Here is a 14,657-nt window from a genome sequence, read left to right on the forward strand (position 1 = left end):
GAAAAAAGCATCATCCCAGGCGGCATAAATTTGCACAGTTATTTTCGATTTAGAACACTAGAATAGGCCCACCTTTTTCGGAGCCAGAGCCTTTATGCCAGATCCGGTTGACGCCCCAGGGCTGTCAGAATTACCGCTGGACGACTTGGTGGCGTGTCATGAGTGCGATTTGCTGATGCGCAAGCCTGAGCTTGCCCATGGCGAGAAAGCCCTGTGTCCACGCTGCGGTTACGAGCTTTACGCGCATCGGCACAACGTTGTGCAGCGTAGTCTTGCCTTGGTCATCGCCGCTCTATTGTTGTATGTCCCGGCGAACTTTTTACCCATCATGCAGCTCCATCTACTCGGGCACTCGTCGCATGACACTGTCTGGAAAGGTGTTGTCGGTCTGTTCGATACGGGTATGCAAGGCGTGGCAGTCGTCGTGTTTCTCTGCAGCATGGGGATCCCGTTGCTGAAGTTGCTCTGCCAACTGGTCGTGCTGTTGAGTATTCGTTTTGATGTTGGACGCAGCTATGGCCTCCTGCTCTACCGCATTTATCACCATCTACGCGATTGGGGGATGCTTGAGGTCTACCTCATGGGCGTGTTGGTCGCGATCGTAAAACTGGCAGATATGGCGACCATTACCGTAGGTCTTGGCTTGGGCTGCTTTATCAGTTTGTTGTTGGTTCAGGTCTGGTTGGAGGTTGTGATGTCACCTCATCAGATCTGGCAGGCATTATCAGGAGAGGATGCCCATGCGGGCGATTGATGCAGGCATTCTGATTTGCGCGGAATGCCATGAATTGAATAAGCAGGAAGCCGACACTGACGAGCAAGTTTGCACCCGTTGTGGTGCCTTGGTTCACGCTCGTCGTCCCAACAGTCTAATGCGTACCTGGGCGTTGCTCGTCACCGCAGCGATCCTCTACATCCCTGCGAATGTGCTGCCGATCATGACGGTCAGTACCCTCGGTCAAGGTGATCCCAGCACCATCATGTCCGGCGTGATCCAGTTGGTTCAGCACGGCATGATTCCAATCGCCGCCGTGGTTTTCATTGCCAGTATCCTGGTCCCGACATTCAAATTGGTAGGCATCGCGCTGCTGCTGTTTTCGGTGCAGCGTCGCCAGCCGCTCTCTGCTCGTCAACGTATCTGGATGTATCGCTTTATCGAGTTCATTGGCCGCTGGTCGATGCTGGACATCTTTGTGATCGCCATCTTGGTGTCGCTCGTGAATTTCGGACGGCTTGCCAGCATCGAAGCCAATTTTGGCGCCATCGCTTTCGCCAGTGTGGTGATTCTGACGATGCTTGCCGCAGTTACTTTCGATCCCCGACTGATTTGGGATAACACGGAGTCGGACGACGACCATGACTGATTTGCCTACTGCTAAAACCCGACCGGCCTCGAACTGGTCTGCCATTTGGGTGTTGCCTCTGATCGCCTTGATCATCGGCGCCTGGCTCGGCTGGCGTGCCTACACCGAAACCGGCATCGAGGTTCAGGTGCGTTTTGAAAGTGGCGAGGGCATTCAGGCCAATAAGACCGAAGTCGTCTACAAAGGCATGTCGGTCGGTAAGGTGAAAACCCTCAAGCTCGACGACGAAGGCGCCTCCAAAGGTGTGATCGCCACCATCGAGATGAACAAGGACGTGGAGCAATACCTCAGAACCAGCACGCGCTTCTGGCTGGTCAAACCAAGCGTGACCCTGGCCGGCATCACTGGCCTGGAAACCCTGGTGTCGGGCAACTACGTAGCCATCAGCCCTGGTGAAGGCGAGCCGACTCGCAAATTCAAGGCCTTGGCCGAAGAGCCACCGTTGTCGGACGCCAAACCCGGATTGCACCTGACGATCAAGGCGGATCGCCTCGGCTCACTGAACCGCGGGAGCCCGGTGTTCTACAAACAGATCAAAGTTGGCCAGATCAAAAGCTACTTGCTGTCCGAAGACCAAAGCACGGTTGAACTCAAAGTTTTCATCGAGCCAACTTACGCCAAGCTCGTGCGCAAACACACGCGTTTCTGGAATGCCAGCGGGATCAGCATCGACGCTAACCTGTCCGGTGTGAAAGTGCGCAGCGAGTCGCTGGCCAGTATCGTTGCGGGTGGCATCGCGTTTGCCACACCGGAAAACCGCAAGGACAGCCCGCCCACCGATTCGAGTCTGCCATTCCGTCTCTACGAGGATTTCGACGCTGCCGCGGCCGGTATTCGGGTCAAGGTCAAACTCAGCGATTTCGAAGGTTTGCAGGCCGGTCGCACGCCGGTGATGTACAAGGGCATCCAGGTCGGCACGCTGAAAGCACTGAAGATCGATCCTGATTTGTCTGCTGCTACCGCTGAATTGACCCTTGACCCGCTGGCCGAAGATTATCTGGTCCAAGGCACTCAGTTCTGGGTGGTCAAACCGTCGATATCCCTGGCGGGCATCACCGGTCTGGAAGCCCTGGTCAAAGGTAATTACATCGCCGTGCGCCCCGGCGACAAAGGCGCAGCGCCCCAACGCGAGTTCGTGGCACGGCCCAAGGCACCACCGCTTGATTTGCGTTCACCGGGCTTGCACCTGGTGTTGTTCACCGAGAATCTCGGTTCGCTGGAAGTCGGCAGCCCGATACTCTACAAGCAGGTCAAGGTGGGTTCGGTGCAGAGCTATCAGTTCTCACGCACCAAAAAGCAGTTGGTGATCGGTGTACACATCGAGAAGGAATACGAAGGTCTGGTCAACGCCTCGACGCGGTTCTGGAATGCCAGTGGCATCACGCTGACGGGGGGACTCACCGGGGGAATCCAGGTCAAAAGTGAGTCGCTACAGAGTCTGATGGCCGGCGGCATTGCCTTCGAAACACCGGAAGCAAAAGCGCCGCTACAGAAACGTATTCCACGTTTCCGTCTGTTCGCCAACCATGACGAGGCCAACCAGAAAGGCACCGTGGTCACGATCAAGGTTGATCGCGCCGATGGTTTGCGCAGCGGCACACCTGTGCGGTTCAAAGGTCTGGATGTCGGCAAGATTGAAGATGTCGACTTCACGGATGACTTGCAATCGGTGATGCTCACTGCGCGAATCACCGAAGTGCCGGAGCGTATCGCCCGGGTTGGCAGTCAGTTTTGGGTAGTCAAACCAGAATTGGGGCTGATCAAGACTTCTAATCTGGAGACACTGGTCACCGGCCAATACATCGAAGTGCAGCCTGCAGCGAAAAACCTCGGTCCGCAGAAGGACTTTGTGGCCCTGGCCAATCCACCGGAAACCGCCAAACAAGAACCTGGTTTGAGTCTGGTCCTGAGTGCCGCTCGCCGTGGGTCGCTGAAAATCGGCGTACCGGTGACCTATCGCGAGGTCACCGTGGGCAAGGTGACAGGCTATGAATTGGGCGAGACCGCTGATCGTGTGTTGGTGCGCATCCTGATTGAACCGAAGTACGCGCCATTGGTGCGCAGCGGCACGCGATTCTGGAATACCAGCGGTTTCGGTTTTGACTACGGTTTGTTCAAAGGCGCGACGGTCCGTACTGAATCGCTGGAGACGCTGATTCAGGGCGGCATCGCTTTCGCCACGCCGGACGGTGATCGCATGGGGAACCCTGCACGGCCTGAGCAAACATTCCCACTGTTCGACAAGTTTGAGGATGAGTGGCTGACCTGGGCGCCAAAAATCGCCATCGGTAAGTAGCAGGCAGTTCATAGGGCGTCTGAGATGACGCCTTCGCGAGCAAGCTCGCTCCCACATTGAATCTATGTCGATCATGGCATTTGTGTACGACACCGATCCAATGTGTGCGAGCCTGCTCGCGAAGAGGCCCTGAAGTTCCCTGAAAGTCTCAAGCCAGCACACAAAAAAGGCCGCGATCCATTGGATCGCGGCCTTTTTCATGGCCTTCGAATAATGCGGATCAGACCGCGTCCAGTTCCGGTTCGTCGGCCTGCAAAACAACGGTCGCCTTCACTTCATCGTGACGACGGATGTACTTCCAGTCCGCTTCGTCGATGTAGATTCCGTTCGGCCCGCTGCCGCCTTCCAGGTCGATGGCGACACTGGCGCAAACCTGCGGCTTCACACTCGCCAGGATCGGCACGAAGCCCAGTTGCAGACTGGTTTCCAGCAAGGCTGCCTGGTTCTTTTCGTCGATGTCCGCCGCCTCGTCGAGGTAGTACGGCAGACGTACCCGGCCGGCCTGGTCGCGGTCCATCAAGTGCAGCAACAAGTACATGTTGGTGAGCGCCTTGATGGTCATCGTGGTGCCGTTGGAAGCGGCGCCATCGATGTCAGTGTGAATCACCGGCGGACCGTTGACCTTGGTGATTTCGAACGCGAGCTCGAACAAGTCCTTGAGGCCAAGCTGGTTGTGGTTTGCCGCCACCAGCCGTGCCAGATACTCCTTGGCCTCTTCGTTCTTATTGTCCTGATCGGCGCTTTGGCTCAGGTCGAAGACGGAGAGGGTTTCGCCTTCTTCGTACTGGCCGGCACTGTGGATGATCTGGTCGATATGCTTGAGCGCCTCCTTGTTCGGCGCGAGCACGATACGGAAACTCTGCAGGTTGGAGACCTGACGCTTGTTGATCTCGCGGTTGAACAGCGCTAGTTGGTGCTCAAGGCTGTCGTAGTCGCTACGAATGTTACGCAGGGTTCGAGCGATGTCGGTGACCGCCGCTCGGCGCGCCTTGCCCAGAGTCAGGGCTTCGTCGGTGCGGTGCGCGTACGCGTTGATCAACAATTGCAGACGACGCTCCATATCGTCTTCGCTGTCGAACTTGGCCACGCCTTTGAGGCGGACCTGAGCGTACAGCGCTTCGATCTGACCATCGCTGCGCTGCAACCCCTGCCAGCTGTCCTGATAGTCATTGAGCAGCGGCAGCAGGTTGTCCATGGAGTCGTCGATCGGGTCCATGAACGGGGTACCGAACGGCAGGTCTGCCGGCAACAACTGACGGCGGCGCAGCGCGTCGTCGAGCGTGCGTTGCTTGGCCTCCATATCGCCGATCTGCCGGCCGACCAGTTGCAGCTTGGCCGACAGTTGCTGGACACGCTCGGTAAAGGCGTCGCTGGAGCGCTTCAATTCATCCTGCGCGGCCTCCATTTGCGCCAGCTGTTCCAGTTTGTCGCCTTCCTCGGCGCTCAGGGTTTGCGCCCGACGGAAATCTTCCAGGGCTTTCTGCGCGTCCAGCACTTGCTGGTACAGCGCTTCAGTCTGGGTTTTGCTGGCCGCGCGGTCCGCTGCAACGGCTTGCTGTGTTTTCAGTTGCTTGAGCTCTTTGTCCAGGCGCTCTTTCTGATCGCGCAATGCCGCGCGGTCAGCCAAGGCTTGCAGCGCTGGAGGCTCGATGTGCGACAGGTCGATGGACAGACCCGGCACTTCGAAGCGCTCACCCTTGAAGCCATCGAGGATCAGCTCCATTGATTTGACCCACTGGCCGTCCTCGTCCAGCGCAATCCCGTGCTCGCCCAGCGGCAGGCTGAACAACGCACTGTTGAACAGGCGCATCAGGCGCTCTACATCCTGTTGCGAGAATTCTTCGCGCAGGCGGGCGTAGCTGTTGTTATCGGCATGATCGAGTTGTTGCTTGACCGACTTCAGGCGTTTTTCCAGATCCCGCAGACGTTCTTCCAAATCCTCGGCGGTGAATTGGCGCGACTGCGCCAGCGCACCGGCCAACTCATCGTGCGCGTCCTTGGCGGCGAGCAGTTGCTGCTCCAGGACTTTGACGTCATCGACTAAAGCAAAGCGATGCTTGAGCACCGACAGCTCGCCAAGCCAGCGCTGGATGCCGGTGATTTCCCGCTCCAGACGCATCAGTTCCTGAGTACCGCCGCGTTGATCGTTTTGCAACGCGTCCTGCTCGTTGCGGTAGTGCTCGGCCTGAATCGTCAGCTCTTCCTTGCGCGCACTGGCGTAGTCCGACCAGGTGCCGAGCAGGGAGTCGAGGAGAGGCGAGATCCGGTGCAATTTGCCGCGCAGGATGTTGCGCTGAGTCACGCCTGCCGCAAGGGCTTCGACCAACGGGCCAGCGGTGACCAGCGAGTTGTAGTCTTGCTCCATGCGTCGTACATCGCGGAATGCTTCTTCGCACGCGGCGATGTAGTCGACACTGCCGGAACGCAGGCTGTGTTCGAACGCATCGAGAAACAGCTGCTTGAGCTTGGCCGCTGTGATTTCGCGCATGTGCAGCAGGTTGATGAACAACGCGCGGAAAGTCTTAAGGCTTTGTTCACTGGTGGAGCGCAGCGGGATCAGCGTCAAGTCCAGCGGGATCGAGGTGTGACCGCCGACCAGCAAACGACGCAGTTCATCCGGCTTGAGTTCGTAGGCTTTCAGGCCTTCGCGCTCAAGGTTGGTGAACAGCTCTTTCTGGCGCAGGCAGGTGTCGTTCTTCTGGTAGTGGGCCAGGTCCAGTTTGCCGGCGTAGGCAAAGAACTGGTGACCGAAACCACCGCCCGGACCGCGACCGACCACGCCGATCACGTGTGGGCCGTGGGGCAGCGAGACTTCAACGAGGATGTAGCTGGTGTCTGAGGCGAAGTAGAAGCGCCGGGATTGTTCCAGGCTGTACTTGCCGAAACTCATGTCCGACATGCGCGCCAGAATCGGAAACTGCAAGGCGTTGATCGACGCGGATTTACCGAGGTTGTTCGCGCCGTAGACCGACAGCGGTTCTTCCAGCGGGAACAGGCCGAGGCTGTATCCGGCGGTGTTCAAAAGGGCGAAGCGGCGAATGCCGTAGCGTTCCTTGCTCATGCGTCGGTCTCCTGTTCTTCGGCAATGGCGCGGGCCATCGCGTCTTCTTCGCTTTCTTCTTCGAAGTCGCTAAGGTCCAGCGGATCATCGGTTTGCAGCAGCTTTTCGTCGCTGTCGTCATCGATCAACACCGGAACCGGCAGCGGTAGCACGCTGTGCAGGCTGGCCGCCAGATCGCGATCCTGCTGAACCGACAGGCAGACATCGAGGAATCGGTGCATCGGCGGCAGGAAACGGTAGACGCCGTTTTCTTCGCCGGCAAAACCGAGTTGGGTCATGCGGCGCATGATTTTTTCTTCGAGCTCTTCGACAGTCTGCACCTCCGCCTGGATGAACAGGTCGCGGTACTTTTCCAGCAACGACGGCAATTCATCGCGGCCAAGGCTGCCGCCGTCGAGTACGGCGACCGGGTCACGGCCCTGATCTGCCAGATGCTCGACGAGGATGAAGGTGAACAGCGCCAGACGTTGCGCCGTTTTATTGACCGCCGCAGCGGCGAGGTCCGGGACGAAGTAGTAGAAACCGCGGGTGTCGCAGACCAGTTCAAAACCCAATGCCTTGAATAGCGTGCGGTACTGGTCCTGGAAGTTCGACAGTTGTGCGTACAGTTCCGGGTCGCGGCGGCTTACGTGGTAGCCCTTGAACAGCTCGCGAAAGATCGGTGCCAGCTGGGACAGTTCGGATAGATCAAGTTGCATGGGAAGTACTTGCATAGAGGGTGCTCGCAGAATTCTCGGCGGCGGCGTCGTCGCCGGCCGAGAGCAGGGCGAAGGAGCGCAGGCTGACCTGGTGCTCGTGAGTGTGGTAGTCGCGACGTTCCAGACGCTCGCGTTTAAAGCGTTTTTCCCGCGACAGGCGCGAGAACCAATAAAGCAACTCGTCGGTGGCGCCGTCCGGCTCCTGCTCCAGCAGCCAGATCATCAGGTCCGGCATCGGCAGGGCGTCCTCGCAGCGTTCGAGCATTTCCCGAACCGTGCGTGGCGCGCGCGGTGCTTCGCCTTTCTGAGTCTTGTGGGCCTTGGGGAAACGCGCCGGTTTCGGCTCGAATCGGGCCAGTGCATACACGTAGGCCTCGACCTGACTGGCGCTGCCGAGGAACGTGCTTTGCGGGCGGGTGAACATTGGCATGGCGGCTTGCGGCACCGCGTCGATGCCTTTGCGGCGGATGGCCGCCAGCGCCAGCGCAGCACCACGGGTCACGGCGTTGTGGCGACGGGCTTCTTCACGTAGCGGCAGCAACAGTTCACGGGCGTGGCGCAGGGTCAACTGGGCGCTGGTCTGCATTTCGAGGATGCGCGCGTGGGTACGCAGCAGCATGTCGTCATCGACCAGATGGCCAAGACGCTGTTGCTCGGTGAGCATTTTCAGCAGGACGTTTTCGACCTTGCGCACGCCTTGTTCGAAGGCACCGTCGGCGTTCACCAGCTGAATCATCGGCTCGACGTATTCATCCCAGGTCGCCAGCACTTCAGCGTAACGCTGACGCAACGGAATCTGCCGGTCGCTGGTCTTGGCGCGTTCGGCGACAGCCACCAGGGCCTGTTCATCGTTGGCGAGCTTCTTCAGCACGTCTCGCACACGCATGTCGAGCAGGCGCAACTGGCGCGCCAGGTCGTCGCCGTCGCGGATGTCGAACGCGTCCTGAATGTAACCGGCCAGGCGCTCGAGGTGGCGTAAGTAGGCTTCGATTTCCAGGCAAAGGCCCAGACGGTGCTCACGGCGCAGGTAAGCGAGGAAGTCATGGATCTGCGCGTTGAGCTCGAAACGGTTCGGGCTTTTCGCCACGGGAACCAGAATGTCGAGGCGGATCCACACGTCCAGCAGGCTGGTGATGTCCTGCGGCGTACTGTCGAGTTGCTGGGCGGCCAACTGTGAACGCAGTTCGTTGAGGCTCAAGGTGCCTTGGTCGAAGTGCTCGCACAGTGGCTCCAGAAGTGCCCAGTGTTCAGCGAGGGCGCGCAAGACGCGCTTGGGTTCGATCATCGGAATGGCCGGCTGGTTGGCGATTAAAAGCCGCGATTGTACTTCATCGAAGGCGCGGCGCTTCACTCTCGGGACGGACTGTAGGTTTTCTATCGATCAAGCGCGGGCGATCTTGAGCGAAGGGCGGTAGAATCACCGCACTTTAGTTATCCACAAGTGGCCGACCTTTGCTTATCGAGTCCCGTCGCCGCGCTTATTTGACCGCCATGCAGGTGGTCAACTGGCTGCCGCGCACCGAATTGCCCTTCGCCGCGCCCTCGCGCCCCGAGCTGCTGGAGATGCCCGAGCCGTTGGTCATCGTCCCGGTGGCGCCGGCTCCGGTGGCTGAAGCGTCAGTGGAACCTGTGATCAAGCCGGCGGAGCGGGTGAAGATCGAGGCCCCGCGGCCATCGTTGGCCAGCACACGCACGAACGCCAAGGTCGAGGAAGAGGAGGCGCCGGTCGCGGTCAAGGCGCCGGTCGTGCCGCCACCTCGTTTCGCCCTGCAATTGCTGCGCGCCGGCCGTTGCTTGCTGCTGGTGGAGTTACCCACAGGCGAAACGTTCCAGACGCGTGATCCCGCGTATCTGCTGCTCAAGGACATGCTACGGGCAGCCGGTCTGCCGGACAGCCCGCAGATCATCGGCGAGCCGGTGCGCTGGCCGCTGCTGGCTCGGGGCACCATGGATCAGGGCCCGGAAGCCGCTCGAGACTTTGTGCAAGGTTTTCTCTCGGCCCGGCTGGAAGATGCTCCCTGCGTCTGCGTGTGGCTGATCGGCCTGCCAGCGGTGCGTTTTGCCGGCGAGGCGAACGCCGAATCGTTCAACCGTGAACTCCAGGTCGAAGGCCTGGGCTCGGTCTGGGCCCTGCCGGGCCTGGAATTATTAATGGAAGAGCCACAGCGTAAAGCTGATGTCTGGCAAGCCATGCGTCGGCTGATGACGCGCTGGAAAGAATCGAATGAGTGAGGCTGTATCGTTCCGCCCGATGACCGAAGCGGATCTGGACGCTGTCCTGAAAATTGAATACGCGGCCTACAGCCATCCCTGGACCCGCGGGATTTTTCTCGATGGGCTGGGCAAGTACCAGATCTGGCTCATGTTCGAAGGCGAGCAGCAGGTCGGCCATGGCGTGGTGCAGATCATTCTTGATGAAGCCCATTTGCTTAACATCACGGTCAAACCGGAAAACCAAGGCCGCGGGCTGGGTTTGACGCTACTTGAGCATCTGATGTCGATTGCCTACAAGGCCCAGGCGCGGGAGTGTTTTCTCGAAGTGCGCGACAGTAATCGGTCGGCGTTTCGGTTGTACGAGCGGTTTGGATTTAACGAGATTGGGCGTCGACGTGACTATTATCCGGCTGTTGGTGGGCGGGAAGATGCAGTGGTCATGGCCTGCACCCTCGTCGACTGAATACCCGATACGACTACATTGATAACGTTCAGCGATTACCGTCTATCGGATCGCGCTCTGCCATCTCTGCCTCATCCAACCCATTGCCACCCCCAATGTCGTCTTCATCGACAATGCTTAAATCCCAATCGGCCTGGCCACCTTCCCCGGCTTCGTGGGCATCCCGGGCGCCATCCTCGCGGATCAGGTTTTCCGGGCTCAGGTCGTCGTCGGTGGATTCATGGTCATCGGTCGAGGCGCCGGCTTCACGCAGTCGATGGCGGATCATCAGTCGCTCGCGCGCTGTTGCCGGCAGTTCGTCGCCAATTTTGGCGCTCGGTTCTTCCTCGTCGAAATCCAGCTCGTGCATCGATCCCATGCGGTCTTCATTGTCATCAATGGGTTCGGGTTGCACCGCATCGAAAGGACGTCGTGAATCAGTCATGGCAATTCCTCATACTGTGGGCCTTACTACGGTAGACCCGCTGGGCTGTCGAGAATTCCACCGACATGGAGCGCCAGCCAGCCGTTGGTGCGTCAGGGCATCAGGGGGATCTACATCTCGCGCGTGACCCCGACGGACGGTTGTAAGTCAAAGCAACGCATCATTCTCGAGGCTTTATTGTATGAACGAATTACAAGATCTGATTGATAACAATGAGCGCTGGGCCGACGCGATCACCAAAGAAGATCCTGATTTCTTCGCCAAGCTGGCCCGTCAGCAGACGCCGGAATACCTGTGGATCGGCTGCTCTGATGCGCGTGTGCCGGCGAACGAGATTGTCGGCATGCTGCCGGGCGACTTGTTCGTACACCGCAACGTGGCCAACGTGGTGCTACACACTGACCTCAACTGCCTGTCGGTGATCCAGTACGCGGTGGATGTGCTCAAGGTCAAACATATCCTCGTCACCGGGCATTACGGCTGCGGCGGCGTGCGCGCTTCGATGCAGGATCGCCAACTGGGCCTGATCGACGGCTGGCTGCGCTCGATTCGTGATCTCTATTACGAAAATCGCGAAGAACTGGCCAAGTTGCCAACCGAAGAAGAGCGGGTCGACCGCCTCTGCGAACTCAATGTGATCCAGCAGGTGGCCAACGTCGGCCACACCAGCATTGTGCAAAACGCCTGGCATCGTGGGCAGAAACTGTCGATCCACGGTTGCATCTACGGCATCAAGGACGGCCGCTGGAAGAGCCTGAACACGACCATCAGCGGGTTCGAGCAACTGCCGCCGCAATACCGCTTGCGTCCGGTCGAAGCGTTGTAAAGCCTTTCAGCACAGACGCTTTCCCGCGTCAGCCATCGCGCGGGAAAGTCATGCATCGTTTACAAGTGAGGAGCGGGTATCGCGGTCTTGGGCGCCGGGGCCTTGAGCTGTTTGAGTTGGGATTTGATCGGTGGTGTTGCGCACTTGGTCATCGCCTGTTCAGGCGTGAGATTGCGGATCGAGGTGTAGAACAGTTCGCAGGTTTTTTCTTTCTGGGTCACTTGCCAGGTCTGGGTGCAGCTTTTCAGCTGAACTTGAGGGTCAGTGCCCGGTTTGCTACCCATGCCGGCCTGCCAGCAAGCGGCGCTCAAATCTTGCCCCATGACCTTCAAGCCTGCAGCGTCGGCCTTGGCCTGTGCATCATCACCGGTGTAGGTTGCGGGGTCAGCGGCGTACCAGATGTAGCTTGGGTGGTTGGAACCCAGCACCGGCACGCTCACCCCTGTACTCGGACTGATCGTTGCCAATCCCAGCACGCTCACTGTCGGCCCGTATTGCTGTTTGATCCAGTTACGCACCGGTGCGCCGAAGGCGACCATCGGTAACGTAGCACCGCTGGCGTTCTGGCTGATGTCCTTGACCATGGTGGTCTGGTAGTCCTTGAAGTAGTCATAGACGCCTTCCAGATCCTTGCCTGCGTTGGAAGGCGCGGCAATCGGTGCGATGTCGATGATCGTCTGGTAGCCCGGCGTCTGGTCTGCGGGGATGCCGTTGTCGGTGAGCAACGTGGCCCAGCGATCCGTGGTGGCAGACCTCAGGTAGTCCTGTGCCTGGGTCAACGAGTAATCCGGGGGAAAGTGCAGCAGTTCAACGCTTTTGCGGTTGTCCAGCGCCATGCCCAGTGGCAGAAACAGATACCAGCTGTAGGCCCACTTGCCATCGGCATTCAGTTTGCTGGCGCCGGTGTAGGCCAGATCGCCGGCATCGAGTAGCGCTGCCAACGGTTTTTCATAACCCTTGGGCACGCCCGTGATTTCGGCGTAGAGCTGATCGTTATCGGTTTTCACCAGGACCTTCGCCGCGCTGTAGCCATCGCGTTGCACGCTTTGGGTCAGGTAATGCTCGACAGTCTGTTCCAGTGTCCAGTTGCGAAAACAGATCACGTTGCAGTTGTTGGGGAAGGCAAACAGGCGGGTGACGCGTTCGGTGCTGCCCAGCTTCAGGTCGACATCGGCGTGGGCGGCGGTGCTCAGGGTGAGAGCGGCAAGGGTGAGTTTCGCAATTTTGAACATGCTCAGATCCTTTTCAGCGATGGGCCCCAGGACAGGGACGAGCGTCATACTGGATCAGCAAGGGTAGACAGAGAAGTGGTATGAAACAGAATTATTGTGATGAGCCGGGAACGCAGACAGATAGCCCGCCGCTCGCTCGCGGCGGGCCTACTTTTGGTTGCGGTGTTACAACTGATGCAGGGCTAAATCACTTCCCACGCGCAAGTACTCCACTTGGGCAACTCCGAACCTGTTTGTAAGACCAATCCATGTACAGGCATTCGTCCCTTGGTAAGGGGCGATGCCATTTTCAGTCAGCTCGTAAAGTGCAAGGCTTTGGTCAAATCACCCATCGGTTGCTGCCCACGAGCAATCATCGCTTCATCGCGTTGCTTAAGCCCGTCGAGCTTCTCCAGCCCGAACACCCGGGTGATCAGTCGCAGAATCGACGCCGTGTCATAGACTGTGTGATCCACCGTGCCTTTGCGCGCAAAGGGCGATACCACGAGCGTCGGCACCCGCGAACCCGGCCCCCAGCGATCGCCCTTGGGCGGTGCGACATGATCCCACCACCCACCGTTCTCATCGATCGTGACCACGACCACCATGTTTTTCCACTGCGGACTTTCGCGCAGCACTTTCAGGGCGCGGACGATGTGCCGGTCGCCAGACGCTACATCAGCGTAACCAGCGTGCATGTTCAGGTTGCCTTGGGGTTTGTAGAAACTCACTGCCGGCAGTTTGCCGGCCTCGGCATCGGCGAAGAATTTGTTGCTGCTCGACTCATCGCCCAGGCCAGCGTCACGCAGACGTTTGCTGCGCTCGGTCGGGTTCTCGGGGCCTTGCTGTTTGAAATAATTGAACGGCTGATGGTGGTACTGGAAGTTCGGGATTTTCGGAATGCCGCCGGAATCCTTGTATTGATCCAGGGTCGCCTGCCAGCCGCCGGCGTACCAGGCCCAGTCGATGTTCTTTTTCGACAGTTTGTCGCCGATGTGCTCGTGGGTTTGCGGGACCAGCACGTTCGGCAAATCTGGCTTGGCGTAGGCTGGGCGTTGTGGGTCGCGAATCCAGGTCGGCCAGTACGGCGGGGCGAGCGTGTTGACGCCGTAGCCATCTGGCGTCAGCGCGCTGGGACCGAATTGTGGTGGACCGGTCATGGCGCTGGCCGGGGATTGCTCCAGCGGCTTGAGGCGCGGGTCCGCCGGATCGTCGCTTTGCAGCGTAGCGATCTGCGACTTGGCCACCGAGTTGGCGGCGTCGGGATAGAAGGGTGCGGTGGCGCTGATCAGATACTGGTGATTGAGAAACGAGCCACCGAAAGCACCCTGGAAAAAGTTATCGCAGAGCACAAACTCCCTGGCAACGTCCCACAAGCGCAGGGAGTATCGACTCTGCGCGTAATGGCCCATGGTCAGTCCGCCGGAGTCGGCCCAGGCGACAAAACCGTCATTCTTGCCGCCGTTGATCTGCATCTGGTTTTGATAGAACACATGCCACAGGTCACGCGTCACCAGACCGAACGGCAAGTCTTCACCGTTCAGGCCTTTGAGGGCGAACGGCGCGTTGGGCAGATGTTCCTGAAACTGGGTTGCGCTTGGGTAAGTGACGCCATCGAGGGTTTGCGGGCCAATCTGCAGCACGCCACCCCACACCGGCGGCAAAGTCTGCAACAGACTGTCATCGCGATCACGTTGTTGATATTCGGCAGGCTTGAGGGCTGACAACGGTTTCTCGACGCCGGGGAAGTCGCCGAACAGGTTGTTGAAACTGCGGTTCTCGGCGTAGATCACCACTACGGTTTTCACCTGATCGTGCAGCGCTTTGTCCATTTCCGCCGGCGACAAGGGACGTTCTACCGGCTTGCCTGATTCATCGCCATGTTGACCGCATGCGCCGAGCGTCGCACCTGCGCCAAGGACTGCAACACCGCCGAGGAAGCGTCGGCGACTGGTGTCGGTGGGGTTATCGGATTCAGGGGAAGGAGCGTCGCTGCCGTCTTTTTCGTCGTTCATGCCGAATCCCTTTTTTTCAAGGATGTTGCAGTATGTTTCGGCGGGACGCTAGCAGTGGAATGTGACAGAAGGGTTACAGGCGGTG

General features: G+C 58.9%; 12 protein-coding genes. 6 read left to right on the forward strand and 6 right to left on the reverse strand.

The genetic code is table 11. The annotated features are described in order from the left end of the window. The first annotated feature begins 94 nt into the window (after window positions 1–94). From ACM6IR_RS09530 to ACM6IR_RS09540, 3 genes are read left to right on the forward strand one after another with little or no spacing between them, the layout of a single operon-like run. Window positions 95–754: a paraquat-inducible protein A gene (locus tag ACM6IR_RS09530; protein WP_414907490.1), complete on the forward strand. Its 660-nt coding sequence runs from the start codon at window positions 95–97 to the stop codon at window positions 752–754. Further along, a complete protein-coding gene (locus ACM6IR_RS09535) occupies window positions 741–1,364 on the forward strand; it encodes a paraquat-inducible protein A (protein ID WP_414907491.1) in 624 nt (207 codons plus the stop codon). The genes ACM6IR_RS09530 and ACM6IR_RS09535 overlap by 14 nt, the downstream gene beginning before the upstream one ends. Continuing rightward, complete coding sequence (locus ACM6IR_RS09540; RefSeq protein ID WP_414907492.1) at window positions 1,357–3,660, forward strand: MlaD family protein; 2,304 nt, start codon at window positions 1,357–1,359, stop codon at window positions 3,658–3,660. The genes ACM6IR_RS09535 and ACM6IR_RS09540 overlap by 8 nt, the downstream gene beginning before the upstream one ends. A 220-nt stretch (window positions 3,661–3,880) precedes the next feature. On the opposite strand, the gene mksF is transcribed toward ACM6IR_RS09540, so the two are convergent. The 3 genes from mksF to mksB are packed head-to-tail and all read right to left on the reverse strand — an operon-like array spanning window position 3,881 to window position 8,704. Further along, the gene (gene mksF, locus ACM6IR_RS09545; protein WP_414907493.1) at window positions 3,881–6,721 is read right to left on the reverse strand and encodes an Mks condensin complex protein MksF; all 2,841 of its coding nucleotides are present in this window, start codon (window positions 6,719–6,721) and stop codon (window positions 3,881–3,883) included. After that, complete coding sequence (gene mksE, locus ACM6IR_RS09550) at window positions 6,718–7,419, reverse strand: Mks condensin complex protein MksE (RefSeq protein WP_414907494.1); 702 nt, start codon at window positions 7,417–7,419, stop codon at window positions 6,718–6,720. The genes mksF and mksE overlap by 4 nt, the downstream gene beginning before the upstream one ends. Beyond that, complete coding sequence (gene mksB, locus ACM6IR_RS09555) at window positions 7,409–8,704, reverse strand: Mks condensin complex protein MksB (RefSeq protein WP_414907495.1); 1,296 nt, start codon at window positions 8,702–8,704, stop codon at window positions 7,409–7,411. Before mksB ends, mksE begins: the two co-directional genes overlap by 11 nt. Window positions 8,705–8,910: 206 nt before the next feature. Here mksB and ACM6IR_RS09560 point away from each other — a divergent pair, with 206 nt between their 5' ends. Both ACM6IR_RS09560 and rimI read left to right on the forward strand, forming a co-directional pair. Further along, on the forward strand, window positions 8,911–9,651 hold the full coding sequence (locus tag ACM6IR_RS09560) for an energy transducer TonB (RefSeq protein ID WP_414907569.1): 741 nt from the start codon (window positions 8,911–8,913) through the stop codon (window positions 9,649–9,651). Beyond that, the gene (rimI, locus tag ACM6IR_RS09565; RefSeq protein ID WP_414907496.1) at window positions 9,644–10,096 is read left to right on the forward strand and encodes a ribosomal protein S18-alanine N-acetyltransferase; all 453 of its coding nucleotides are present in this window, start codon (window positions 9,644–9,646) and stop codon (window positions 10,094–10,096) included. The genes ACM6IR_RS09560 and rimI overlap by 8 nt, the downstream gene beginning before the upstream one ends. Window positions 10,097–10,124: 28 nt before the next feature. Here rimI and ACM6IR_RS09570 read toward each other — a convergent pair whose 3' ends face one another. Beyond that, window positions 10,125–10,520: a serine kinase/phosphatase gene (locus ACM6IR_RS09570; protein WP_414907497.1), complete on the reverse strand. Its 396-nt coding sequence runs from the start codon at window positions 10,518–10,520 to the stop codon at window positions 10,125–10,127. Between the two features lie 181 nt (window positions 10,521–10,701). On the opposite strand from ACM6IR_RS09570, the gene can reads away from it, so the two are divergent. Continuing rightward, entirely contained in the window at window positions 10,702–11,346 is a 645-nt protein-coding gene (gene can / locus ACM6IR_RS09575; protein WP_414907498.1) for a carbonate dehydratase, read from the forward strand. A gap of 59 nt (window positions 11,347–11,405) precedes the next feature. On the opposite strand, the gene ACM6IR_RS09580 is transcribed toward can, so the two are convergent. Both ACM6IR_RS09580 and acpA read right to left on the reverse strand, forming a co-directional pair. Continuing rightward, window positions 11,406–12,578 carry a hypothetical protein gene (locus ACM6IR_RS09580; RefSeq protein ID WP_414907499.1) on the reverse strand — a complete coding sequence of 391 codons (1,173 nt, stop codon included), beginning with the start codon at window positions 12,576–12,578 and terminating at the stop codon, window positions 11,406–11,408. A 293-nt stretch (window positions 12,579–12,871) separates the two neighbouring features. Further along, window positions 12,872–14,572: an acid phosphatase gene (gene acpA, locus ACM6IR_RS09585; RefSeq protein ID WP_414907500.1), complete on the reverse strand. Its 1,701-nt coding sequence runs from the start codon at window positions 14,570–14,572 to the stop codon at window positions 12,872–12,874. Between the last annotated feature and the right edge of the window lie 85 nt (window positions 14,573–14,657).

Source organism: Pseudomonas sp. IT-P253 (assembly GCF_949768125.1).
Taxonomy (GTDB): domain Bacteria; phylum Pseudomonadota; class Gammaproteobacteria; order Pseudomonadales; family Pseudomonadaceae; genus Aquipseudomonas.